At 72.7% G+C, this 20,955-nt stretch carries 21 protein-coding genes; 11 read left to right on the top strand and 10 right to left on the bottom strand.

Annotated features, from left to right (window positions below):
- A partial coding sequence (locus tag AC54T1_RS11900) for an ABC transporter permease family protein (protein ID WP_496912066.1) occupies window positions 1–384 on the top strand: 384 nt, incomplete at its 5' end.
- 81 nt (window positions 385–465) lie between these two features.
- On the opposite strand, the gene AC54T1_RS11895 is transcribed toward AC54T1_RS11900, so the two are convergent.
- The 5 genes from AC54T1_RS11895 to AC54T1_RS11875 all read right to left on the bottom strand — a co-directional run bounded on the left by AC54T1_RS11895 (window position 466) and on the right by AC54T1_RS11875 (window position 5,275).
- Window positions 466–1,455: a bile acid:sodium symporter family protein gene (locus AC54T1_RS11895; protein WP_496912065.1), complete on the bottom strand. Its 990-nt coding sequence runs from the start codon at window positions 1,453–1,455 to the stop codon at window positions 466–468.
- Window positions 1,452–2,237, bottom strand: coding sequence for a cysteine hydrolase family protein (locus AC54T1_RS11890; RefSeq protein WP_496912064.1), 786 nt, complete (start codon window positions 2,235–2,237; stop codon window positions 1,452–1,454). The genes AC54T1_RS11895 and AC54T1_RS11890 overlap by 4 nt, the downstream gene beginning before the upstream one ends.
- Window positions 2,234–3,796, bottom strand: a complete 1,563-nt coding sequence (locus AC54T1_RS11885; RefSeq protein ID WP_496912063.1) for an AtzH-like domain-containing protein — start codon at window positions 3,794–3,796, stop codon at window positions 2,234–2,236. The genes AC54T1_RS11890 and AC54T1_RS11885 overlap by 4 nt, the downstream gene beginning before the upstream one ends.
- A gap of 164 nt (window positions 3,797–3,960) precedes the next feature.
- The gene (locus tag AC54T1_RS11880; RefSeq protein ID WP_496912062.1) at window positions 3,961–4,599 is read right to left on the bottom strand and encodes a pyridoxine/pyridoxamine 5'-phosphate oxidase; all 639 of its coding nucleotides are present in this window, start codon (window positions 4,597–4,599) and stop codon (window positions 3,961–3,963) included.
- A 22-nt stretch (window positions 4,600–4,621) separates the two neighbouring features.
- Complete coding sequence (locus tag AC54T1_RS11875; protein WP_496912061.1) at window positions 4,622–5,275, bottom strand: helix-turn-helix domain-containing protein; 654 nt, start codon at window positions 5,273–5,275, stop codon at window positions 4,622–4,624.
- 158 nt (window positions 5,276–5,433) lie between these two features.
- Here AC54T1_RS11875 and AC54T1_RS11870 point away from each other — a divergent pair, with 158 nt between their 5' ends.
- From AC54T1_RS11870 to AC54T1_RS11840, 7 genes are all read left to right on the top strand, one after another.
- Window positions 5,434–6,396, top strand: a complete 963-nt coding sequence (locus tag AC54T1_RS11870) for an MBL fold metallo-hydrolase (protein ID WP_496912060.1) — start codon at window positions 5,434–5,436, stop codon at window positions 6,394–6,396.
- Window positions 6,393–7,799 (top strand): amidohydrolase family protein, encoded by a 1,407-nt coding sequence (locus AC54T1_RS11865; protein WP_496912059.1) that lies wholly within the window; start codon window positions 6,393–6,395, stop codon window positions 7,797–7,799. The genes AC54T1_RS11870 and AC54T1_RS11865 overlap by 4 nt, the downstream gene beginning before the upstream one ends.
- A gap of 5 nt (window positions 7,800–7,804) precedes the next feature.
- Window positions 7,805–8,611: an ABC transporter ATP-binding protein gene (locus AC54T1_RS11860; RefSeq protein WP_484345427.1), complete on the top strand. Its 807-nt coding sequence runs from the start codon at window positions 7,805–7,807 to the stop codon at window positions 8,609–8,611.
- A complete protein-coding gene (locus AC54T1_RS11855; protein ID WP_496912058.1) occupies window positions 8,608–9,624 on the top strand; it encodes an ABC transporter permease in 1,017 nt (338 codons plus the stop codon). Before AC54T1_RS11860 ends, AC54T1_RS11855 begins: the two co-directional genes overlap by 4 nt.
- 76 nt (window positions 9,625–9,700) lie before the next feature.
- Complete coding sequence (locus AC54T1_RS11850; RefSeq protein WP_484345429.1) at window positions 9,701–10,879, top strand: hypothetical protein; 1,179 nt, start codon at window positions 9,701–9,703, stop codon at window positions 10,877–10,879.
- A 39-nt stretch (window positions 10,880–10,918) separates the two neighbouring features.
- Window positions 10,919–12,286 (top strand): FAD-binding oxidoreductase, encoded by a 1,368-nt coding sequence (locus AC54T1_RS11845; protein WP_496912057.1) that lies wholly within the window; start codon window positions 10,919–10,921, stop codon window positions 12,284–12,286.
- Window positions 12,261–13,049, top strand: a complete 789-nt coding sequence (locus tag AC54T1_RS11840; protein WP_496912056.1) for a creatininase family protein — start codon at window positions 12,261–12,263, stop codon at window positions 13,047–13,049. The genes AC54T1_RS11845 and AC54T1_RS11840 overlap by 26 nt, the downstream gene beginning before the upstream one ends.
- A gap of 100 nt (window positions 13,050–13,149) precedes the next feature.
- Here AC54T1_RS11840 and AC54T1_RS11835 read toward each other — a convergent pair whose 3' ends face one another.
- The 4 genes from AC54T1_RS11835 to AC54T1_RS11820 all read right to left on the bottom strand — a co-directional run bounded on the left by AC54T1_RS11835 (window position 13,150) and on the right by AC54T1_RS11820 (window position 16,242).
- Window positions 13,150–13,830, bottom strand: a complete 681-nt coding sequence (locus tag AC54T1_RS11835; protein ID WP_496912055.1) for a DedA family protein — start codon at window positions 13,828–13,830, stop codon at window positions 13,150–13,152.
- Between the two features lie 179 nt (window positions 13,831–14,009).
- Window positions 14,010–15,128 carry an acetamidase/formamidase family protein gene (locus AC54T1_RS11830; RefSeq protein WP_496912054.1) on the bottom strand — a complete coding sequence of 373 codons (1,119 nt, stop codon included), beginning with the start codon at window positions 15,126–15,128 and terminating at the stop codon, window positions 14,010–14,012.
- Entirely contained in the window at window positions 15,125–15,559 is a 435-nt protein-coding gene (locus tag AC54T1_RS11825; RefSeq protein WP_496912053.1) for a cupin domain-containing protein, read from the bottom strand. Before AC54T1_RS11825 ends, AC54T1_RS11830 begins: the two co-directional genes overlap by 4 nt.
- A 104-nt stretch (window positions 15,560–15,663) precedes the next feature.
- The gene (locus AC54T1_RS11820) at window positions 15,664–16,242 is read right to left on the bottom strand and encodes a flavin reductase family protein (RefSeq protein ID WP_496912052.1); all 579 of its coding nucleotides are present in this window, start codon (window positions 16,240–16,242) and stop codon (window positions 15,664–15,666) included.
- Between the two features lie 237 nt (window positions 16,243–16,479).
- Here AC54T1_RS11820 and AC54T1_RS11815 point away from each other — a divergent pair, with 237 nt between their 5' ends.
- The 3 genes from AC54T1_RS11815 (at window position 16,480) to AC54T1_RS11805 (ending at window position 20,049) form a co-directional block, all read left to right on the top strand.
- A complete protein-coding gene (locus AC54T1_RS11815; protein ID WP_496912051.1) occupies window positions 16,480–17,967 on the top strand; it encodes an amidohydrolase family protein in 1,488 nt (495 codons plus the stop codon).
- A 103-nt stretch (window positions 17,968–18,070) separates the two neighbouring features.
- A complete protein-coding gene (locus AC54T1_RS11810) occupies window positions 18,071–19,198 on the top strand; it encodes an RDD family protein (RefSeq protein WP_496912050.1) in 1,128 nt (375 codons plus the stop codon).
- Window positions 19,195–20,049, top strand: a complete 855-nt coding sequence (locus tag AC54T1_RS11805; protein WP_496912049.1) for a PP2C family protein-serine/threonine phosphatase — start codon at window positions 19,195–19,197, stop codon at window positions 20,047–20,049. The genes AC54T1_RS11810 and AC54T1_RS11805 overlap by 4 nt, the downstream gene beginning before the upstream one ends.
- Here AC54T1_RS11805 and AC54T1_RS11800 read toward each other — a convergent pair.
- Entirely contained in the window at window positions 19,959–20,906 is a 948-nt protein-coding gene (locus AC54T1_RS11800) for a DMT family transporter (protein ID WP_496912048.1), read from the bottom strand. The genes AC54T1_RS11805 and AC54T1_RS11800 overlap by 91 nt on opposite strands.
- Window positions 20,907–20,955 lie beyond the last annotated feature (49 nt).

Below are 20,955 nucleotides of genomic sequence, written 5' to 3'. Positions count from 1 at the left end.
CGTGAGCTCGAGGAAGCGGCGCAGATCGACGGTCTGGGCTGGTTCGGGATCTTCGGACGCATCGTGCTCCCGCTGTCGAAGGCGGTCATCGCGACGATGATCCTGTTCTACTCGGTGGCGATCTGGAACGACTGGTTCCCGGCGTTCCTCTACCTGGACAAGCAAGAGCTGTTCCCGGTGACGCTGTTCCTGCGCAACCTCGTCGCCGGCGCGTCGAGCACGGCCTCCGAAGGTGCCGCAGCAGCCGGCAGCACCACCGCGGCCATCTCGGCGAACATCCAGTCCGTGACGATGATCCTCACCATCATCCCGATCCTGTGCGTCTACCCCTTCGTGCAGCGGTACTTCGTCTCGGGCGTCATGCTCGGCTCGGTCAAGGGATGACCTCGCACCACCCCGGTTCCGGGACCGGTCCTGTCGGGACCGGTCCCGACAGGACCGGCCCCACGACAGCCTGACCCGCGCTCAGCCCGTCGTCGCCCCGACCGGCTCCGGCTCCGCGCCGAGCCGGCGGGCGATGACCGCGCACACGATGAGCTGGATCTGGTGGAAGATCATGAGCGGCAGGACCATGTACCCGATGGCGGCCGCCGGGAGCAGCACCGTGGCCATGGGGACGCCGCTCGCGAGGGACTTCTTCGAGCCGCACATGAGCAGGACCACACGGTCCTCGCGGGAGAAGCCGAGGACCCGGCCGATCGACCACGTGAGCCACAGGACGACGGTGAGCACGACCGCGCTGACCACCACGAGCGCGACGATCGACCCGACGGACACGGTCGTCCAGATGCCGTCGACGACGCCGTGGCTGAAGGCCGCGTAGACGACGAGGACGACGGACCCACGGTCCGTGAGCGTCGTGAGCCGCTTGTGCCGCAGCACCCACGGCGCGAGCCACCGGCGGAGCAGCTGACCGGCGACGAACGGCGCGAGGAGCTGCAGGGCGATCTTGCCGATGGAGTCGGCGGAGAACCCGACCGTCCCACCGAGCAGGAGCGCGACGAGCAGCGGGGTGAGGACGACCCCCGCGAGGTTGGAGAACGACGCCGCGACGACGGCTCCCGCGACGTTGCCACGGGCGATCGAGGTGAACGCGATGGACGACTGCACCGTCGAGGGCAGCAGCGACAGGAACAGCAGTCCTCGGGCGAGGTCGGTGGGGATGACCGTGGGCGCGAGGAGCTGGCAGGCGAGCCCCAGCAGCGGGAACACGATGAATGTCACCCCGAGGACGGCGCCGTGCAGGCGCCAGTCCCGCAGGGCCGCGAGGGCCTCCCGGGTGGGCAGCCGCACCCCGTAGAGGAAGAAGAGCCAGCCGACCGCCACGACGACGACGACGTCGAGCACCTCCGCCGCGTCACCGCGGGCGGGCAGGAACGACGCGACGACGACGGCTGCGAGCAGGGCAGCGATGAACAGGTCGACCCGCGCGACGACGCGTCTCGCGCGGTTCACGCGGTGCCCGCCGGGAGGCTGGTGAGGAGGGAGCTGCTGGTCGTGGTGAATCCGAAGCACTGGCGCACGTTGTACAGGGTCGCATCCATGCAGAACTGCGGGGACGTCGTGCCCGCCGCGTCGGTGACCAGCACGACGTCGTAGCCGAGGTTCGCGCCGTCCATGAGCGTCGCCAGGACGCACTGGTCGGCGTTGACGCCGGCGAGCAGGAGGGTGTCGACGCGCAGGTTCCGCAGGACGGAGTCGAGGACGGTGTCGACGAACCCGCTCATCCGGTACTTGTCGACCTGGAGGTCGGCGGAGAAGTCTGGGTCGTCGGCGAGCTCGTCGACGACGTCCGCGCCCCAGGAGTCGAGCTCGAGGACGCGGGAGCCTCCCGGTGGGCGCGCGGTACCGATGCCCCCGCCGGTGCCGTCGGGGTCGTAGACGTGGAGCACGCCGGGCGGGAGGTTGGCGCGGTCGGGACGGTTGCCCCAGCTCACCCAGACGACGGGGACGCCCTGCTCGCGCAGCGCGGGCAGGAGCTCGGCGAGGACGGGGATGGGCGCGCGCGCGGGCGTGACGTCGACGCCGATCCCGGCGAGCCAGCCGTCGGGGTGGCAGAAGTCGTTCTGCATGTCGACGACGAGCACGGCGGTGCGGGCGAGGTCGAGCGTGAGGGCCTGCGGCAGGGCGTCGATGCGGACGGCGTGCTCCGCCGGCGCTGGTCGCCGCAGGTCGACGTGGCCGGGGCTCAGGCCCCACGCGTTCCGGGCGTGCCGTCCGTGCGCGGGCTGCGTCATGGGGTGTCCTTCGTGACGAGGGCGAGCAGGGAGCGGTCCTGGCCCCGGCCGGCGACGAGGCACAGGCCGAGGGGAAGGGCGCCGACGCGCGCCGTGGGGACGGAGAGTGCGGGCAGCCCGCCGACGCCCGCGACGCAGGTGAGTCGCAGGGTGCTCGCGCGGGCGGCGTCGATCTCGGCCGGGCCGGCGTCGCGTGGCAGAGCGGGGGTGGAGGAGCTCGGGAGGGCGAGGACGGACCCTGGCGCGAGGAGCGTGTCGAGGAGGTCGCGGGCGGCGGCGATGGTGTCGCGGGCGGTCGCCTCGTCGTGGGCCGAGACGTCGCCGCCGGCGAGGAAGCGGGACTCGACGGCGGGCTCGAACCGGCCGGGGTGGGCGGTGACGAAGGCGCCGTGCTCGCGCCACGCCTCGGCCTGCTGGACGGTCCGGAACGCGCCGAACCATGCCTCCACGTGGTCCGCGGTGAGGGCGTCGGTGACCTCGACCGGTGCGCCCGTGCGCAGGGACAGGGCGAGGAGCGCCGCATCGTGAGCCGCGCGCACGTCGGGCGTCACGAGGTCGAGGAGCGGGGGAGCGACGACGAGGCGCGTCACCGGGACGGTGTCCTGGGGAGGCAGGAGCGCGTGGGCCGCGCCGACGAGGAGGTGTGGCGTCGCAGCGAGGACACCGACCGTGTCGAACGTCGGCGCGAGCCCGACGAGCCCGGTGCGTGGGACGACGTCGTGCGTGGTGCGCAGGCCGTAGAGCCCGCAGTAGGACGCGGGGACGCGGACGGAGCCGCCGGTGTCCGTGCCGAGGGCCACGTCGGCGAGGCCGGCGGCGACCGCCGCGGCCGGACCGCTCGTCGAACCGCCGCTGATCCGGCCCGGGGCGGCGACGTTGGGCGGGGTGCCGTAGTGGACGTTGGTCCCGGCGAGCGAGAAGGCCAGCTCGTCCGTGTGCGCGATGCCCGCGAGCGTTGCCCCTGCGCCGACGAGGGCGTCGACCGCCCACGCGTCCTCCTGCTCGACCGGGGCGCCCGCGAGCCAGGCCGGGTTCCCCCCGCCGATGCGCTGACCCGCGACGGCGAAGAGGTCCTTCACCGCGACGCGCGCGCCCGCCAACGCGCCCGGTGCGGGCGGGGGTGACGGCAGGGCGCCCGGGGCGACCCGCCAGATCGCGGCGAGGTCCGCATCCTCGAGGGGCACGGGCGCCGGTGGCGCAGGGGCCAGGGACACGTGCGCCGTCGTGACGGTCCACTGCCCGTCCGAGAGCTCCCACACCTGGGTCTGGACGCCGGTCCCACCGCCCTCGCGCACGGACTCCGCGACGACGACGGCCGCCTCCGGGGTGATCGTGCGGACGTGCACGCGGGCGAGGCGGCGCTGCGGGACGGGCCCGCGTGCGGCACGGAAGGCCGCGATGGAGTCGTGGCCGACGAGGGTGGTCCCCGTGTCGCTGCGGATGGTCTCCGGACCTGCGGCGAAGAGGGCGTCGAGCTCCGGCACGTCGTCCGTCATGAGAGCGCGCTCGTACCGCCAGAAGGCATCGAGCAGACCGGGCGGGGCGGGAGTGGGGTACATGGGGTCCTCGCTCTGTGGGGCGGGCAGGGGCCGAACCGCGGGGCGGGACGGGACGCGACCGTGGGACACGGGTCGGTGTGGTCGGGCGAGCGGAGGGCTCGCGTGGCGTCCACGCACGCTATCCGTGCGATGTTTCCGGCGCTTTTCCGAAACAGCGAGATCGGTCAGGGCAGGATCTCGCTGCGGGTCCATCCGCCGTCGGGCTGCTTGTCGAACCGTGTCTTGCGTGCGGCGACGTCGAGCCCGACGCCCTCCCACACGTCGACGCGGTCCGGGACGAACGCGATGGTCGTCCACGAGTCCGGCGCCGGGAGGGTCGCCGGATCGCGGGTGGCGTGCTCCGCGACGCTCCGGTCGATCCGCTCGGCGGAGGTCGCGACGTCCGACGCGACACGGCGCTCCGACGTGCCGGGCCCGGCCTCCCGCAGCACGTCGTCGTACGCCCACGCGACGAGCTGCAGCTGGCGCGGGCGGGTCGGGTACGCGGCGCGTGATGTCGCCTCGTCGAGCTCGTGAGCCGTGCCGTGGAGGATGACCTGCCGGGCGAGCGAGGGCCAGAAGAACACCCCGCTCGCGCGGGGGTTCTCCGCGAGGTCGCGCGTCTTGGCCGTCGGCCGGGAGCTGTGGAAGCGGACGTGCTCGTCGTCGATGAGAGTGCTGAGGACGGTCCGGGCGTGCGGGGTTCCCGTGGCGTCGACGGTCGCGAACGTCAGGGTCCGCGGGCTGGGCAGGCCCGCGGACTCGGCGTCCTCGGCCCACTGCGCGAGAGTGGTGAGCGGGTTGCCGGTGCGGATCTCGTGCATGGGTCTCCTCGGGGGGAAGGCGTCAGTGGGGGTGCGGAGCGTCGGAGTAGTCCTCGGGGCCGGAGTGGACGACGAGGATGACGCACTCCTGCGGACCCACGCGGCGGTGGCGGTGGCGCACCGATCCGGGGTAGCCCATGCTCTCCCGCGGGCCGAGGCGGTGGACCTGGGTGTCCGCCTCGTCGTCGTGCGGTGCCAGCTCGATCTCGAGCTCTCCTGAGACCACGTACACGAGCTCGTGCCGTCCGTGGCAGAAGTAGTGCTCGAACGTCGGGGGGACGTTGACGAACTCGGTGACGTCGGCGCCCTCCTCGACGTGGCTGAGCAGGCGCGCGGTCCCGGAGTCCGGGGCGCCCCGCTGGCCGACATCGATGGCGGAGGAGCCCGTCGCTGACGCCGGTGCGGCCTCCGCGAGGAGGGTCTGCTGCGTGGTGCCGAGCGCCCGGGCGATGAGGAAGAGCGACCGCATGGAGGGCCGCGCACGGCCGCGCTCGAGCTGGCTGAGGAACGAGTGGGAGAGCTCGCTCGCCCGCGCGATCTGCACGAGCGTGCTGCCCTGGGCGTGGCGGCGGGCCCGCACGACGCGGCCGAGCCGGAGGTCCGCCTCGGCCTCAGGGGGTGGCGCGGGCGTGGTCACGGACTCGGCGTCCGGGCGGTCCTGGGTGGTCTGGCTCAACGGTCACACATCCGGTTCGCAAGCGTTACGTGGCGGAAACAGCAGGTCTTTAGCGTTCTCGATGTTAGTCACATCAACATTCGCCCGTCGACCCGCCCAGGGCGTCCGGCGAGCCGCACCAGCCCCGGCCCCGGCAGGGGACCGCTGGAAGGACCATCATGGCGACACCGACGCTCAGCGCCGCAGGCACCTCCTGCGCCCGCGCCGACGAGTGGTTCCACGTCGAGGACCTCGGCGACGGCGTCCACCTCATCGCCGAGCCCGGCCACGTCAACACGTTCCTCGTCCTCGGGTCACGACGTGCGCTGCTCTTCGACTCAGGGACGGGGATCGCACCCATCTCCGAGGTCGTCCGCTCGCTCACGGACCTCCCCCTCGTCGTCGTGAACTCCCACGACCACGTGGACCACCGCGGCGGCAACGCCGACCTCGTGGCGCACGCCGAGGAGCTCGACCTCGTGGGGATCGCCGCGCACATCGCCGGCGCCGAGGGGCACGGAGCCGCGGACCCCGCGTTCCTCGCCTCGTACGGCGCGGCCATGGTCCGGGTCGTCGACCAGTACGACGCCTACGCCGCCCTCGACGAGCAGGCCTTCTACGTGCTGCCCGGGCTCGCCAGGATGCGCCCCATGCCCGACCTCACCGACTGGCACGTCCCGGCGGTCGCACCGACCATCGCGCTCGTCGACGGGGACGTCGTGGACCTCGGCGGCCGCACCTTCCGGGTCCTGCACACCCCGGGTCACAGCGCCGACTCGCTCTGCCTCTTCGAGGACGCCACCGGCATCCTCCTCGCCGGCGACACGATCATCGCCGCCGCGTTCTGGCTGCACAACTGTGGCTCGAGCACCGCGGCGTTCGCGCAGTCGAGCGCCCGCCTCGCCGACCTTCCGCTGCGCCGGATCCTCACCGCCCACAACCTCCTCCCCGAGCGCCCGCCGGCGTACGCCGCGCAGGTCGCGCACGCCGCCGCCGTCGTCCACTCCGGCCACTCCCACGGCACACCCGGCACCGACATGCTCGGGAACCCCGTCGAACGCCACGACGTCGGGGCCGTGACCCTCCTGCTGCCCGCCCCGCACGGGGCATCCATCGCGACCACCGACGAGGACCTCTCATGACCCAGACCATCCTCCCGGCCGCCACGGACGTCGTGAGCGTCGGCGCCCCCGACGCCCCCGCGCACGTGGCCGGGCTCACCGTGTCCGCGCTCCGCGGCGTCCGGCTCCTCGACGGCACGCTCGCCGACGTCCTGCTCGACGCCGGGACCATCTCCGCCGTGCTGCCCGCAGGCACGGCGCACCCGGCGGGCTCCGGACCCGCGACGCCCCCGCCCCCCGGCGCCGTCGAGCTCGACGCGAGCGGGTGGCGCCTCCTGCCCGCCGCGTCCGAGCCGCACGCGCACCTCGACAAGGCCCTCAGCGCCGAGCGGGTGGACACCTTCGCCGGGACCGCGCAGAACGACCTCGCGGGTGCCATCGCGCAGTGGCGCGACCTGCTCCCCTCGATCGACGAGGACGACATCCGCGTGCGGGCCACCCGCGCCGTGGAGCGGTACGTGGCCCGCGGCATCACGAGCATCCGGACCCACGTCGACTTCCCCCTCGTCGGGGACCCCCTGCGCGGGATCCGTGCCCTGCTCGCCGTCCGGGAGGCGCTCGCCGGGGTGCTCACCCTGCAGATCACCGGTCTCGCGAGCAGCGAGACGCCGGACTCCGTCGTCGACGAGGCCGTGGCCCTCGGCCTCGACGTCCTCGGCGGGTGCCCCCACATCTCCCCGGACCCGCACCGGGAGACCAGCCGCGTGCTCGACCTCGCCGAGCGCACCGGCCTGCCCGTCGACCTGCACACCGACGAGCAGGTCCCCGCGCACGAGGTCGACATCCTCGACCTCGCCCGCCAGGTCATCGCGCGCGGGCTCGAGCAGCGCGTCACGGCGAGCCACTGCGTGCGCCTCGGCTCGCTGCCGCCCGACGAGCTCCGCCCGGTGCTCGACGTCGTCGCGCGAGCCGGCGTCGGGATCGTCACCCTGCCCATCACCAACCTCTACCTCCAGGGATGGGACGCCACCCACCTCCCGCCGCGCGGCCTCACCGCGGTGCGGGCCATCCTCGACGCCGGCATCCCGCTCGCCGCCGGTGCCGACAACCTCCGGGACCCCTTCAACCCCGTCGGCCGCGCGGACCCGTTCGAGACGACGTCCCTGCTCATCACCGCGGGGCACCTCACCCCGCGCGAAGCCCTGGACGCCGTGACGAGCGGCGCCCGCACCGTCCTCGGCCTGCCGCCGGCCGGCGTCACGCTCACCAGCGGCGTCGGGAACGCCGCCGACCTCCTGCTCGTCCCCGACGTCGACCTCGGTGACGTCCTCGCCGGCGCCACCGACTCCCGCGTCGTCCTGCACGCCGGTCGCGTCCTCGCCGACACCCGGACCGTCCGCACCCTCGCGCTCCAGCCCAGCGGCGGGTCTCCCGCAGCTGCCCCGTCCGTCCGTCCCGCCACAGCCCCAGCAACCGTGAGGTGAGACCCATGACCGCACCGATCGTCGAGGACTCCCGTCCCGCCGCCGCTCCGCCGAGCGAACGCATCCAGCACGTCTCCAAGACCCGCACCCTCGTCATGGAGAACGTGTCCAAGACCTTCAGCACCGGGACCGTCGCCCTCACCGGGGTGGACCTGCAGGTCAACGCCGGTGACTTCGTGTCCGTCGTCGGACCGTCCGGCTGCGGCAAGTCGACGCTGCTGCGCCTGGCCTCCGGGCTCGACGACGCGACGTCCGGCTCCGTCGAGGTGAACACCGACTCGACGAGCTACGTGTTCCAGGACCCGACCCTGCTCCAGTGGCGTACCGCGCTGCGCAACGTCGAGCTCATCGGGGAGCTGCGCAGCGTCTCCAAGCTCGACCGGCGCCGCGCCGCCATGGAGGCGCTCGAGCTCGTCGGGCTCGGCGGGTTCGAGAAGCAGTACCCCCGCCAGCTGTCGGGCGGCATGCGGATGCGGGTGTCCCTCGCGCGGGCGCTCGTCGCCGAGCCGGACCTCTTCCTCTTCGACGAACCGTTCGGTGCCCTCGACGAGATCACCCGGCTCAACATGCAGACCGAGCTGCAGCGTCTCTTCTCGCTCAAGCAGTTCGCCGGCCTGTTCATCACCCACTCCGTCTCCGAGGCCGTGTACCTCAGCACCCGCGTCATCGTCATGAGCGGTCGCCCCGGCACCGTCGTCGCGGACCTGCCCGTCCCGTTCAGCTACCCCCGTCCCCCCGAGCTCCGGTTCGACGCCGCGTTCGCCGAGCTGGCCGGCCAGGTCTCGGCAGCCCTGGAAGGAGACCACCGATGAGCACCGACACCACCGCCGCAGAGCTGTCCGAGCCGGGCGCACGTCCCGTGACACCCGTGACCCCGGAGCCCCAGGGTCGTCCGGTGGCGCACCCGGCCGACGAGGCAGCGGAACCTGCTGCCTCCACGACGAGTGCGCCCGCGACGCCCGCGACGCCCGCTACCCCGACGCCCACCAGCCCGACGACCCCGACGCCAGGCGCGGCGGCACCCGCCCGGATGACCGCCGTCGTCACGAAGGTCGCGTCGACCGCCTGGCCGATCCTCCTGGCCGCCGTGTCGGCACTCGCCCTGTGGTACTTCGTCTCCTACGTCGTCATCCCCGAGGGGCGCCGCTTCCTGCTGCCGCCGCCGCACCAGGTCCTCACGGAGTCGGTGCTCGAGTGGAGCAAGGTCCAGCCGATGCTCGAGGCGCTCGCACTCACCTCCCGTGTCGCGCTCACCGGGCTCGCGATCGCCGTCGTGCTCGGCATCTCGCAGGCGATCCTCATGAGCCAGGCCGGCTGGATCGAGAAGTCCCTCTACCCCTACGCCGTCGTCATGCAGACGATCCCGATCCTCGCCCTCGTGCCCCTCATCGGGTTGTGGTTCGGCTTCGGCTTCACCTCGAGGGTCATCGTGTGCGTGATCATCGCGTTGTTCCCGATGATCTCCAACACCCTCTTCGGGCTGCACTCCGCCGACGCCGCGGCCCACGACCTGCTCACCCTCAACAAGGCCACCCGTGCCCAACGGCTGTGGAAGCTGCAGCTCCCCGCGGCGGTCCCGTCGATCTTCGCGGGGCTGAAGATCTCCGCCGGCCTGGCCGTCGTCGGCGCGATCGTCGGCGACATGTTCTTCCGCCAGGGCGCACCCGGCATCGGCAGCCTGCTCGACGTCTACCGCGCCCGGGTGGAGTCCGAGAACCTCCTCACCGCCATCGGGATCGCCAGCCTCTTCGGTGTCCTCGTGTTCGCGTTCTTCACCATCGCGGACAAGGTCGTCATGACGAAGTGGTACGGCGTGCGCCGCTAGGCCGCTCCCGCGCTCACCGACGTCCCCCACCCTCCCCACCCCACGCCCGACCGCTCTCACCCCCCAAGGAGCCACCATGAACCGCCCCCACACCCTCCGGACCCTCGGCGCCACCCTCACCCTGTTCTCGCTCGTCACGCTCACCGCGTGCTCGGGCGAGGACGAGGCGAAGTCCGCCGAGCTGGACGTCGAGGCGGCCGAGGCCGGCTCCGACCTCGACCTCTCGGACGTCTGCCCCGCGACGGTCGTCATGCAGCAGGACTGGGAGCCGGAGGCCGAGCACTCGGGCATGTACTCGCTCGTCGGGTCCGACTACTCGATCGACACCGACAAGAAGCGCGTCTCCGGGTCGCTCGTCGCCCAGGGCGTCGACACCGGCGTCGACATCGAGGTGCGCCCCGGCGGGGCCGCGATCAGCTACCAGTCGGTCGCGTCCCAGATGTACGTCGACACCGACATCATGCTCGGTGCCGCCACCACCGACGCCGGGATCGCAGCGTCCAAGGAGCAGCCCCTCACGGCCGTCATCGCACAGCTGAACATGAGCCCGCAGATCGTCATGTGGGACCCCGAGTCCTACCCGGACGCGACGACCATCAAGGAGATCGCCGACGACGGTGCCACCGTCGTCGTCGCGGGCGGGGGCAGCAACCTCGGCGCGATGCTCTCCGGGAACGGAACGGTCCCCGCCGACCAGATCGACCCGAGCTACAACGGGGACCCCTCGCGCTTCGTCGGTGACCCGACCATCGCCCAGCAGGGCTTCGCGACGGCCGAGCCGTACATCTACGAGAACGAGATCTCGGCGTGGAGCAAGCCCGTCGCCTACCAGCTCGCGTCCGAGGTCGGCTACACCGTGTACCCCGAGCCGCTCGCGGTCCGCACCGGCGATCTCGAGGAGCTGCGCCCCTGCCTCACCAAGCTCGTGCCCATCCTCCAGCAGGCGCAGATCGACTACCTCGAGGACCCGGAGAGCACGAACGCCCTCATCGTCGAGCTCGTCGAGAAGTACAACACCGGCTGGGTGTACTCCAAGGACGTCGCCGACTTCTCGCACCAGGCGATGATCGACCTCGGCATCATCCAGACCGACACGTCCGGGATCTTCGGTGGCATGGACGAGACCCGCATCCAGGGCGTCATCGACTCCTTCGGCCCGATCCTCGAGGCGGGCGGCGCGGAGCTCAAGGACGGGCTCGTCCCGGCGGACCTCTTCACCAACGAGTTCCTCGACACGTCCATCACCTTCGAGTGACGCACCGCACCCACCGGACCTCCGAACGACAGGACTGACATGACTCTCACCCCCGAGGGGGCTGCCGCCTTCGTCGAGCTCGCCACGCGCGAGCTCGGCGAGGGCGTGGTCAGCACCGACCCCGCACTCATCCTCAAGTGCTCCTCCGACTGGTCGAGGATGTCCCCGATCCTCCAGGAGAAGCTCCCCCCGGGTCGCTTCCCGGCCGACCTCGTCGTGCGGCCCACGACGTCCGAGCAGGTCCCCGCCTTCCTCAAGCTCGCCTACGAGCACGACATCCCAGTCGTGCCCCGCGGTGCGGGCACCGGCAACTACGGCCAGGCGACACCGTTCACCGGCGGTGCGATCCTCGACCTGCGCGGGCTGGACGCGATCCTCGAGGTGGGCGACGGCTACGTCGTCGCCCAGGCGGGCGCCAAGCTCACCGCGGTCGACGAGGCCGTCCGCGCCTCCGGGCAGGACCTGTGGATGTTCCCGTCGACGAAGGGCTCCACGGTCGGCGGGTTCATCGCCGGGGGGAGCGCGGGCGCCGGCTCCATCGAGTTCGGCACGACGGCCGACGGGTTCGTCGCCGCCATGACCATCGCCCCGTGCGACGGGAGCGGGACGACGTTCCACGTGGAGGGCGCCGACACCATCCCGTACGTGCACACGTACGGGGTGACCGGGGTCGCCACGGAGATCACGCTGCGCACGAGCCCGGCCCGCGAGTGGGTCGCGATGTACGCGTCGTTCGTCGACTACCGGCAGGCGCTCGCGGTGCACCGGGCGCTGCCCGGCCTGTCGGTCCTGCCGCGGCTCGCGTCGCTCGACGAGCCCGGGCTCGTCGCGACGCTCCCGGCGGCGCTCCCGCTCGACGCGACCCGCTCGAGCCTGCGGATCATCCTCGAGGCGTCGACGGTCGAGGAGGCCACGGCACTCGTCGTCGCCGGCGGCGGCGAGGTCGTCGCGACGTACGACGACTACGCCGAGTGCGACCGCCTGTCCTCCATGTCCTACAACCACCCCGTGTACTTCCTCCAGCAGTCCGGGTACCCGTGCTTCCACCTGGAGGTCGGTGGGCTGCCCCTGTGGGACGAGCCCGAGCTCGTCCGGACGGTGTACCCGCGGTCGATGATCCACATGGAGCTGCGGGTCGAGGCGCCCATGGCCATGTACGTGGCGGACTACGAGTCCGAGGAGCAGGTCCTCGCCGGCTACCCCGTGCTCGACGACCTGGGCATCGGCTTCCACAGCCCGCACCAGTGGATGGTCGACAGGCACGTCGCCGAGGCGCTCGTCACCGCACCGAAGACCGACCCCAAGGGCCTGCTCAACCAGGGCAAGCTCGACCGCGACGGTGCCGTGCCCCCGCCGGCCGACACCAGGAACGAGGTGCTCATTGCCCGCACAGCCGTACGCTCCTAGCTTCACCGACCTCACCTATGAGGAGGTCGCCGCACTCCCGGCGGACACGGTGGCGGTCCTGCCGCTCGGGGCCATCGAGCAGCACGGGGCGCACCTGCCCGTCTCGACCGACTACCTCGTCGCGACGAGCGTGGCCCAGGGGGCGGTCGCGACCGTCGCCGAGGCGGGCGCCGCGAGCGTCGTGCTCCTGCCCGGGCTCGCGTACACGAAGTCCGACGAGCACCACTGGGCACCGGGCACCATCTGGTTGTCGTGGGAGACGCTCATGAACACGCTCATCGACATCGGCCGCTCCCTCGCCACGACGCCGGTCAAGCGGCTGATGTTCATCAACGGGCACGGCGGCAACTCCGCGCTCGGGCAGGTGGCGTGCCGCGAGCTGCACCGGCGGTTCGGGCTCATGACGTTCTTCGCGCATCCCTCGATGCCCAAGGACCAGGGCGGGTCGAGCAGCACCGACGTGGAGAACGGGTTCGGGATCCACGGGGGTCACGGCGAGACGTCGATGATCCTCCACCTGCGGCCCGAGCTCGTGCACATGGACCGGGCCACCCGGCAGGTGCCCGACGCCATGGCGGCCTACGAGCACATCGGGTTCGGCAAGGCCGTGAGCTTCGGCTGGACGTCCGACGACTTCGGTCCCGGTGGCGTCATCGGCGACCCGACGGGGGCGACGGCGGACATCGGCAAGGTCCTGTTCGAGGCGGCCGTGCAGCGCTGCGCCGCGGCGATCACGGAAGCCAGCCACTTCCGCATCGGCTGAGCCGGGCGACGGGCGTGCACCAGGGGTGCACGCCCGTCGGCGCGCGGAGGAGGCTCTCCCCGGATGGTGGTCGGCACGGGCGGGCCACCTGCGGCGGCGGTCACCGCCCGGCGGGCACCGGGACGAGCTCGGCCTCGGGCATCCGGGGCGCGGGCTCCGATGAGGCGAGCGCGGGGTCCTCCTGGCGGCTCTCCCGTGCCTGGCGCACCCGGGAGACGAGGCGGTCCGCGGCGATCCCGAGCGTCACGCCCCCGACGACGCCGACGACGACGGCGAGCACCGGTCGTCCGGAGAGCCAGGCCCCCGCCCCGACGCCGATGAGCGTGAAGTACACCGCCCAGGCGACCGTCCCGAGGGCGGACAGGAGGACGAACTGCCGGCGGGGGTACCCGAAGGCGCCTGCGGTGAGGTTCACCGCGACCCTGCCGACCGGCACGAAGCGCGCCCCGACGATGATCGTCGCTCCCCGCGCGGTGAGCTGCGCCTCCGCGCGGTCGAGCGCGCGCTGGGTCCGCGCGCCGCGCAGCACCCGTGTGCCGCGCAGGTCGATGCGCCGCCCGAGGGTGTAGGCGAGCTGGTCGCCCGTGAACGCGCCGGCGGCGGCGACGAGGGTCACGAGCCACAGGGCCGGCTGTCCTGCCGACGTCGTGAGGGCCGCCAGGGCGATGACGAGCGACTCGCTCGGGACGGGCGGCAGGAGGCCGTCGAGTGCAGCGAAGAGATACATCGCGAGATACACGGCGGGCGACGCCGCGAGCGTGAGCACCCAGTCCTCGAGCACCTCCACCACCCCCGCCGCTCGTGTCGCCGCGGGGTTCCTCCCCGCACCGTCGACACTACGAGGCCGCCACCGCCGGACACATCAGGGATCACCCTGGCCGGACCCCGGTCCCGTACCCCACCCAGGGCTGAGGTGCGGGCGGCCCGGGCTCCGTCCTGCTGGGGAGGTGGACGGGGACGTCAGGGCAGCAGCAGCTCCGCGAGGTCCGCCTTACGGATGACCCCGTGGACGCCGCTCACCCGGTCGACGACCTGAGACACCGCGAAGTTGCCGGCCGCTGAGAGGTAGGCGTAGGCGTGCGCCGGGTGCATGCCGGCGTCGACGAGCAGCCCGACGGCCGCCCGGGTCGCACTGCGCATCGCCTCGGCGAGGTCGACGTCGAGGCCGATCGGCACGAGGAGCTCCGGGGTCTCGCCCCACAGCGGACGTGCGGCGGCGAACGACTCCCGCGGGACGACGTCGAACCGGAGGTGGGCCTGGAGGGGGGCCTCGAACGCGGTGAGCGCGACCTCGCCGTCGCCCTGCGCGTAGTGCGGGTCACCGACGTACGCGAGGGCGCCGTCGACCTGGACGGGCAGGTGCAGGGTCGAGCCGACACCGAGGAGCGAGACGTCGAGGTTCCCGCCGTGCGGGCCGGGCGGCACGGAGTGCGCGCGCTCGGACCCGGCGACGGCGACGCCCATGGTGCCGAGGAACGGGTTGAGCGGGAAGCGCACGCGGCGCTGGTCGTCCGGGCCGGCGGACATCGACCCGTAGAGCTGCCCGCCGGGAACCGGCTCGTCGACCGTGCAGAGGATCGAGACGGTGTCCGTCGAGCCGCCGAGCGGGAACTCGGCAGGCAGGGCCCCGCGCCCGTGCCGGTTGGAGACGATCCCGTACCCGGCGCGCAGCCGGAGGTCGAGCACCGTGATGGACAGGACGTCCCCGACGCGTGCGCCGCGCACCCGGATCGGGCCGGTGACGACGTGCGGACCGTCGACCTCCGGGTCGTGGGGCACCTCGGCCGCGACGCGCACGGCGTCCGGCAGCACGTCGGCGCTGCGGATGCCCCGAGCGCCGAAGAACGCGACCGGGTCGCGGCCCTGGTCCTCGAGGATGCCCTCGTGGCTCACGGTGTCGATCCATACGCTGTCCCCGGCGTCGACGGACAGCACCGCCGCGTCGTCGGCGCAGGGCAGCCTGCCCCACAGGACGGAGGCCGGCGTGGCGGGCAGGTACCCGGCGGCGCCCGGCGTGGCGCCGGTCGCCGGGCCGGGCCTGCTCAGGCTCCGCGCCGCGGGGTGCCCGCCGGTGCTCACGCGAGCGAGCTCACGAGGACCCCGAGGTCCTCGCGCGTGAGGGGGGTGGGCGTGCCGTCGGTGACGAGCTTGGCGAACCCTCCGTCGTTCGCCATGACCGTGATCGTGTAGAGACGCTCGGTGGCGGACGTGTTGAGGATCCGGTGCTCGGAACCGGGCTGCAGGATGAGGACGTCGCCGGCGGTCAGCGGCAGCTGGGCGTCGTCGCTGTGGGCCTGCGCCTCGCCCTTGAGGACGATGAAGATCTCGGCGGAGTCCTCGTGGGAGTTGAGGGGCTGGGCGCCGCCGGGCTCCCAGATCTCGAGGAACACGCTCGCGTTCGTCCCGTGCTGGGGTCCGGCGAGCTCGGCGAGCCGGACCGTGTCGTCAGGGGAGATGAGGAACCCGGGGATGTCGGTGAGCTTGCGGACGATGGGTGCGGCGCCGGTCATGGTGGTCCTTCCGGTGGTGGGGTGGCTGCGTGGTGCGTGGTGCGTGGTGCGTGGTGCGTGGTGCGTGGTGGGTGGTGCGTCGTGCAGGTGCGGGGCGTCGTGCGTCAGCGCAGGGGCAGCGGGTGGAACCCGCGGTCGAGGTAGCCGAGGCCGTGCGTCGCGTCGACCGCGGGCAGGTGCACGGCCTCGACGGCCCCGAGGACGATGACGTGGTCCCCGGCAGGGATGACCTCGGTGATGGTGCACTCGACGGCCCGCACGCAGTCGTCGGGCAGCCACGGCAGGCCACGGGGCGTCGTGCCGCGGGCGATGGCCCCGACGGGCGGCGCGAACTTGTCCGCGGTCCTGCTCGCAAAGCTCGCTGCGACGTGGGCTGAGTCGCCGGCCAGGACGTTCGCGACGAAGGCGCCGGTGGCGAGGAGGGCGGGCAGCGTGCGGGAGGTCGTGTCGACGCACACACCGAAGAGTGGTGGGGTCATGGACACGCTGAAGCCGGTGGTGACGGTGAGGCCGGTGGGCGTGGGCCCGTCGGTGGTCGTGATGACGCACACGCCGCCGGCGAGCCGGGCCATGGCGTCGCGGAAGGCGGGGCGGACGTCGGTCTGCTGTGGCTCTGGGAGGGAGGCCGGTGCCATCGGCGCGGTCACGTCGTGCACTGCGGGGGAGTGGGCGAGCGCTGTCACGTGAACCTCCTCGGGGTCGTGATGGCGCGGAACGGATGTTGATGCCATCAACATTCACGGTAGACGCGGAATGTTTCGCCGAGATGACCCGCCCCCGTTTCGAGCACGTAAACCTTTGCGCCTCCCTGTGTAAGACGGCGCTGGACGGACCCCGGGCGACCGTAGGGTCGCAGAGCCGTCACCGCGAGCCCCCTACGCGACACAGCGACCTCAGCGGGGACGGAGCCAGGAGTCACCATGACCACACCACCCGGCACGACAGGTCCCGACGCGGCGACGGCGACCCGGCTCACCGTCGTCAACGCTCTCCTCCTGCCCATGGCCGACCCCGCACCCGGCGAACCCGACTGCTTCCTCGGGTGGCTCACCGTCGGGACCGACGGCCGCATCACCGGCATCGGCCCCGGCGAGCCGCCAGCCCCCGGCCCGGACCGCGCCGACGGCGCAGAGGTGCTCGACGCCGGTGGCGCGATGGTCGGGCCGGGGTTCGTCTCCGCGCACAGCCACCTGTTCACGTCCGGGATGCGCGGACTCTCGCACTCCCAGACCCTCTACCCGTGGGTGCGCTCCAACGCCGAGCTGCTCCTCGGCGGCGGCGCCGAGGACATGTACTGGTTCACGCTGCACGGCAGCATCGACTTCCTCAACAACGGCATCACGTCCGCCTACAACTTCACGCACTCCCGGGTGTCGTGGCTCTACGACGCCGCGGCCGGGCACAACGAGCCCGCACGGATCAACGGCACCGACTACGTGACCCGGCAGTTCGACGGCGCCGTGGACGCCGGGCTCCGCGTCGTCCACAGCTTCCGGCTCGACGACGAGGCGTTCACCGAGACCGAGACGCTCGACACCTTCGCGGAGCTCGTCCGCGCGAGCGAGGACCGCACGCCGGCCGACCAGCTCCTCGGCACGTCCATCATGGGGTCCGTGCAGTGGTCGAGCACGCCCCGCACCGCCCAGCTCGAGGCGCAGATGATGCGTGAGCACGGCGTGTCCAACCAGGCGCACTTCGTGGAGACCGCCGAGGGCATCGCCTTCCAGCAGTCCAAGTTCGGGTGGTACGACGACGCCGGGGCGCTCGGCCCCGACTTCCTCTTCGGCCACTTCGTCCACCCCACCGACGCCATGGTCGAGCGGGCCGTCGCGGCCGGCTGCTCCATGGTGTGGCAACCCACCTCGAACGGGCGCCTGGGGTCGGGCATCGCCGACGTCGTCCGCTTCCGCGACCTCGGCATGCCCATCGGGATGGGGCTCGACGACCAGTCGTGCACCGACATCTCCGACCCGTTCCAGAACATGCGCATCGGCATGTACACGACGCGCGCCGTGCACTCCGACGCGTCGATCATGACGCCCCGGGAGGTGCTGCGGATGCACACGCTCGGGTCCGCGGAGGTCCTCGGCGTCGCCGACCGCATCGGCAGCCTCGAGGTCGGGAAGATGGCGGACTTCCTCGTCGTCGACCACCGGCGCCCCGACACCGGACCGGTGTGGGACGTCGTCGCGACCTACGTCATGGCGTGCGGGCTGCGCAACCTCCAGCACGTGTACGTCGGCGGGGTCCGCGTGAGCACCGACGGCGTCGCGGCGTCGCCCCTGGCCCGCGAGGTCGATGCCGAGCTCCTCGACCGCACCCTCGCCGCGGCCCGCCGTCAGGGCATGGCGCTCGCGGACGTCCGGGCCGCCGCCGCACCGCAGGAGGTGGCACCCGCACCCCGGTGACGACGGCGTGACGACCGCGGTGACGACGGCCGCGTCGTCACCGCGGACGCCCACCTGGCAGGGTTAGAGTTCCTTCACCACGCCTTGCCGAAGGAGCTCCCCGATGTCGATGCCGGCTCCACCCCAGCAGCACGCGTCGCCGCAACCGTTCTCACCGCTCGGGGGGTGCACCCCGGCCGCGCCGGGACGCCGCGCGGGCGCAGCGGCGCTCGACGGGGTCCTGTCCGGGCTCCCGGCCGGTCTCGCGAGCGGCGCCCTCCAGGTGGGCCTCCTCCAGGACTCCACGGCCCTCGTCGTCGTCGGTGCGGTCCTCACGCTCGCCTGGCTCGTCGGCTACCTCCTCGTGGCGGTGCAGTTCGCGCGCACGGGTGTGAGCCCGGGGAAGAAGGCCATGGGCCTGCGTCTGGTCGACGCACGCACCGGCCGGGCACCGGGCATCGGCCCGGCGTGGTCGCGCGCCATCCTCGCGAGCCTCGGTGGCGCGGTCGTCGTCGGGTTCGTCGTCGCCGTCGTCCAGATCCTGCAGAACCGTACCGGGGAGCGGCGGGCGTGGTACGACACGACGACGAACCTCGTGCTGCTCGACGTCGTCGCCGGCCGGGACCCGGTGGCCTCGCAGCAGGCCGCCGCGGCTGCCACGCCGGCGCCGCAGGCAGCGCCGGCCGCGCCGGTGATGGCGGCGACACCGACGCTCGTGACGATGGACGGTGCACCGCTGCACCCGCCGGTGCCCCCACCCCCACCCGCTGCGGCGCCCGCGGACGAGGACCCGGTCGACGACGACGTCGAGTCGACGGTCGTGACGATCGAGGTCGGTGCCGACGCCACGGGGACGCCCGGCATCGTCGTGGCGACGCTCAGCTTCGACTCCGGCGCTGTCGAGGAGGTCAGCGGGCGCGGCGTCGTGGGGCGCAAGCCGCACCTGACGAAGGGTGCGGAGACCGGGACGGCGATCGTCGTCGAGGACGAGACCCGCACCGTGTCCAAGACGCACCTCGAGTTCGAGGTGCAGCGCACCGGCCTGCTCGTCACCGACCTGTGGACGACGAACGGTTCGGCCATCACCGACGTCCACGGGGCACGCAGCGCCCTCGAGCCTGGTCAGCCGACGCTCGCCGCCTACGGCTCCACGGTCACGGTCGGGGACCACTGGTTCACGGTCGACCGGGTGCTGTCGCCGCAGGAGGAGTACGAGGACGCCGGCGACACCGTCCTGCGAGGCCCCCGATGACCCAGCAGCACTCCCCGGTCGTCGCGCGATGGGGTGCGGCGACCGACCGCGGCGCCGTGCGCCGCCACAACGAGGACGCCCTGCTCGCCGCTCCGCCGTTCTTCCTCGTGGCTGACGGGATGGGCGGGCACGACGCCGGGGACGTCGCGTCCGCGATGGTCGTCGACTCGTTCGCCGAGTACGTGGAGCAGACGAGCGTCTCCGAGCTGGACGTACGGACCGCGATCCTGCGGGCCCGCGAGGCCATCGTCGAGTTCTTCCGGCCGTCGGGGATGTCCGGCGGCTCGACGCTCACCGGGGTCGCGGTGAGCACCATCGGCGACGAACCCGCCCTCGTCGTGGTGAACATCGGCGACTCCCGGACGTACCGGTTCAGGGAGGGACGCCTCGAGCAGCTGAGCAAGGACCACTCGACCGTCCAGGAGCTCATCGACGCCGGGCAGATCCTGCCGCAGGACGCCCGCACGCACCCGCAGCGCAACGTCATCACGCGAGCCATCAGCCCGACGGCCGACTCCGAGGCGGACGTGTGGTCCATCCCCGTGGCGGCGGGGGACCGTTTCCTCGCCTGCTCCGACGGGCTCACGGGGGAGCTCGTCGACGACGAGATCCGCGCGATCCTCGCCGAGTGCCCCGACCCCCAGGCGGCAGCGAGCCGGCTCGTCGCCGGTGCGCTCGCCGAGCGGGGCCGGGACAACATCACCGCGGTGGTCGTCGACGTCCTGCGGGTGACGCGGCCGGTGGCAGCCGGTGCCGAGGCCTACCTCCGAGGACCCGGGGGACTCGCAGAACGACTGGGAGCGTCGTCGGACATCGACGACCTCGAGGACACGATCCCCACCCGTCGCTGAACCGCCTCGACCGGCGGGTCGCTCGGGGACACCGGCTCGTCGGGCTGGTCGGGCTCGACGGGGTCGAGCGGGAGGGGCCGTGCCGGCCGGGTGGCCAGGACGATGCACCCGGCGAGGGCGACGACGACGGCCGCGATGCTGGCGAGCTCCCAGCCGTCGCGCACGGCGTCCCCCAGCAGCCAGACGCCGACGGCACCCGGGATGGCGACCTGGACGACGTTGACCATCGCCCGGGCCGGCCCGACGGTACCGCGCTCCACGGCGCGCGAGAACGTGATGCTGCTGAGGATCCCGAACCCGATGGTCAGCCACGCGGTCGGGGTGAGGAAGAAGTCGGCCCAGCTGCCGCCGTGCGCTGCTCGCCCGCACATCGCCAGGCCCGCTGACGCGAGGCCGCTGAGCAGCGCCTGGACGGGGGCGCTCCCGCGCCGGTACGTGAGGGCCGTCGCGGCCACGAGGGCGAGGAGCAGGGCCAGCATCGCCATGCCGAACCAGCTGGGCGGTGCGGAGCGGGACTGGATCCCCGTGCCGAGCGCGAGGACGACGAGCCCACCCATCACCACGGAGGCGGCGACCCGGTCGATGGGGCGCAGGCGCGTGCCGAACACGAACCGGTCGAGCAGCACCGTGATGACGAGCGACGCCGAGAGGACGGTCTGCACGGTCAGCAACGGCAGGTAGCGGAGCGCGACGAGCGAGAAACCCCAGGCCACGAGCGTGATGACGGACCCGACGGCGTAGGTGGGCTGTGCGAGGACACGGAGCCCGGCCGCCTTGTTCGACGCCATCGCCTGCACGACAGAGCCGCCGCCATAGCCTGCGGCGGCAGCGAGGGCTGCAAGCATCGAGATGGACATCGGTCGCATTCTCTCAGGTGGACCTGAGAAGAGGCCTGCGGGTGAGGTT

It is taken from the genome of Sanguibacter sp. Z41_6 (assembly GCF_059621145.1).
The sequence above is the reverse complement of the archived record's forward strand: the minus strand, read 5'-3'. Positions and strand labels throughout refer to the sequence as shown.

Bases quoted from the DNA above. Each gene is read 5' to 3' on its own strand.
- AC54T1_RS11890 (WP_496912064.1), bottom strand. From the start codon at position 2,237: ATGACGCAGCCCGCGCACGGACGGCACGCCCGGAACGCGTGGGGCCTG.
- AC54T1_RS11885 (WP_496912063.1), bottom strand. From the start codon at position 3,796: ATGTACCCCACTCCCGCCCCGCCCGGTCTGCTCGATGCCTTCTGGCGG.
- AC54T1_RS11880 (WP_496912062.1), bottom strand. From the start codon at position 4,599: ATGCACGAGATCCGCACCGGCAACCCGCTCACCACTCTCGCGCAGTGG.
- AC54T1_RS11870 (WP_496912060.1), top strand. From the start codon at position 5,434: ATGGCGACACCGACGCTCAGCGCCGCAGGCACCTCCTGCGCCCGCGCC.
- AC54T1_RS11865 (WP_496912059.1), top strand. From the start codon at position 6,393: ATGACCCAGACCATCCTCCCGGCCGCCACGGACGTCGTGAGCGTCGGC.
- AC54T1_RS11860 (WP_484345427.1), top strand. From the start codon at position 7,805: ATGACCGCACCGATCGTCGAGGACTCCCGTCCCGCCGCCGCTCCGCCG.
- AC54T1_RS11855 (WP_496912058.1), top strand. From the start codon at position 8,608: ATGAGCACCGACACCACCGCCGCAGAGCTGTCCGAGCCGGGCGCACGT.
- AC54T1_RS11850 (WP_484345429.1), top strand. From the start codon at position 9,701: ATGAACCGCCCCCACACCCTCCGGACCCTCGGCGCCACCCTCACCCTG.
- AC54T1_RS11845 (WP_496912057.1), top strand. From the start codon at position 10,919: ATGACTCTCACCCCCGAGGGGGCTGCCGCCTTCGTCGAGCTCGCCACG.
- AC54T1_RS11825 (WP_496912053.1), bottom strand. From the start codon at position 15,559: ATGACCGGCGCCGCACCCATCGTCCGCAAGCTCACCGACATCCCCGGG.
- AC54T1_RS11815 (WP_496912051.1), top strand. From the start codon at position 16,480: ATGACCACACCACCCGGCACGACAGGTCCCGACGCGGCGACGGCGACC.
- AC54T1_RS11810 (WP_496912050.1), top strand. From the start codon at position 18,071: ATGTCGATGCCGGCTCCACCCCAGCAGCACGCGTCGCCGCAACCGTTC.
- AC54T1_RS11805 (WP_496912049.1), top strand. From the start codon at position 19,195: ATGACCCAGCAGCACTCCCCGGTCGTCGCGCGATGGGGTGCGGCGACC.
- AC54T1_RS11800 (WP_496912048.1), bottom strand. From the start codon at position 20,906: ATGTCCATCTCGATGCTTGCAGCCCTCGCTGCCGCCGCAGGCTATGGC.